At 68.1% G+C, this 846-nt stretch carries 1 protein-coding gene and 1 pseudogene; both read right to left on the bottom strand.

The features are described 5' to 3' along the window. A pseudogene (locus ACP7BV_RS27410) lies at positions 1 to 240 on the bottom strand (hypothetical protein); the annotation flags it as partial. Next, a partial coding sequence (locus tag ACP7BV_RS27405; RefSeq protein ID WP_426108066.1) for a response regulator occupies positions 237 to 846 on the bottom strand: 610 nt, incomplete at its 5' end. The gene ACP7BV_RS27405 and the pseudogene ACP7BV_RS27410, both read right to left, overlap by 4 nt.

Genomic DNA, 846 nt, shown 5'->3' with positions numbered 1-846 from the left:
GCGATTCGACGTGACTTCGGCTGCCAGCCTGACTTCGCCGTCGCCAGTGTAGCGCCCGACGACGGCGAGCAGTTCGCCGGCCCATGCCATGCGGCGCGCATCGTCGGTGTCGCCGCGCTTGAAGCCGTAATAGAAATTGCCGATCATGATCATCCACATCAGCGCAAAGGCGAGCAGCATGACCATCGTCACGCGTCGCACCAGGGTGGGGCGCAGCAGGTAGCGCAGCAAGGTCTTCATGCGAGCAGCAGGTAGCCCACGCCACGCACGGTGCCGATGCGCTGGGCGCCGATCTTGCGGCGCAGATTCGAGACATGCACTTCGATGGCGCCGAAGTCGACCGCGTCGCCCAGCGGTTCAAGACGCTGCGCCAGCACGCCCTTGGGCACCACGGCGCCCGGTTCGCGCGCCAGCTCCAGCAGCAAATGAAATTCGCGCGGCGACAGCTCGAGCGCGACGCCGTCGATGCGCGCGCTGTAGCGGCGCGGCTCGATCTGCAGCGCGCCAATGGTCCACACTTCGCTTGCCTGCTGCGAGTAGCGGCGCAACACGGCGCGTATGCGCGAGACCAGTTCGGCGGTGGCAAAGGGCTTGACGAGAAAGTCGTCGGCGCCGCCATCAAGGCCGGCCAAGCGGTCGTCCAGCGCGCTGCGGGCCGTAATGATGATGACCGGCAGCGTGACCCCCGCCGTGCGCCAGCGCGCCAGCAGCGCCAGGCCGGCGCCGTCAGGCAGGGTCAGGTCGAGCAGGATGCAGTCGTAGGAAGGCTCGGTGAACAGGATCGGCGCGTCGGCCACGCGGCGCAGCCATTCGCTGCTGATGCCGTCGGCCCTGAGCGCCTGCTGG

The organism is Massilia sp. TSP1-1-2 (assembly GCF_049896185.1).
GTDB lineage: Bacteria > Pseudomonadota > Gammaproteobacteria > Burkholderiales > Burkholderiaceae_D > Telluria_A.
Note: the sequence above shows the minus strand (reverse complement) of the source record. Positions and strands in the feature narration are given on the sequence as shown.